General features: G+C 53.4%; 1 pseudogene. It reads right to left on the bottom strand.

The window, feature by feature from the left end:
- A pseudogene (locus tag E8K88_RS17890) lies at positions 1–969 on the bottom strand (IS3 family transposase); the annotation flags it as partial.
- Positions 970–975: the final 6 nt, after the last annotated feature.

Genomic DNA, 975 nt, shown 5'->3' on the forward strand with positions numbered 1-975 from the left:
GCCAATGGTACTGTGACAGCCATTCGTAGCGCACGGTCCTATTAAACCTCTCGATATAGGCGTTTTGCTGAGGCTTGCCAGGCTGGATGTATTGCAGATGAATTCCTTTGGCTGCCGCCCAGTTTTGCAACGTTGCGCTGATGTACTCAGGGCCGTTATCACAACGAATTACCTGAGGCTTACCACGCCACTGGATGATCTGCTCTAGCGTTCTAATGACGCGCAGCGCAGGCAGCGAGAAGTCCACCTCAATACCGAGTGCTTCGCGGTTGAAGTCATCAATGACATTGAGCAGCCTGAAGCTGCGAGCATCTTCAAGCTGCTCATGCATAAAGTCCACAGACCAAACGACATCACGACTAGCCGGTACTGCCAATGGCTCTGGCTTGTCACGCACCAAGCGCTTACGCGGCTTGATGCGCAGATTCAACTCCAACTCGCGGTAAATGCGATACACACGCTTGTGGTTCCATTTGAAGCACCTGACGTTACGCAGATACAAAAAGCACAGGCCAAAGCCCCAATTGCGGTTGTTGTCCGTCAAGCGCAGCAGCCACTGGGCAATCTCATCGTCCTCGTGACAACGCAGCGCTTTGTATCGATAGCAAGCCTGACTAATTTGAAATGCTTGGCAGGCAGCCCGGATGGACAGGCCCCGTTGCGCAACAGCTTGTTGAGCCATCTCGCGCCTGCGAGATGGCTTCACCACTTTTTTGCGAGTGCCTCAGCAACGACCTCAACCTTGAGCTTTTCTTCGACATACATCTTACGAAGTCGTGCATTCTCCGCTTCGAGCTCCTTCATGCGGGCCATGAGCGAGGCATCCATCCCACCGAACTTGGCTCGCCACTTGTAGAACGTCGCCGAACTGATGCCCAGCTCACGGCAAAGCTCGGGAACCGTCAAGCCAGCTTCTGCGCGTTTGAGGGCATCGATGATTTGGCTGTCTGTAAAACGTGACTTCTTCATAGTAGA

Source organism: Lampropedia aestuarii, assembly GCF_004803635.1.
GTDB classification, from domain to species: domain Bacteria; phylum Pseudomonadota; class Gammaproteobacteria; order Burkholderiales; family Burkholderiaceae_C; genus Lampropedia; species Lampropedia aestuarii.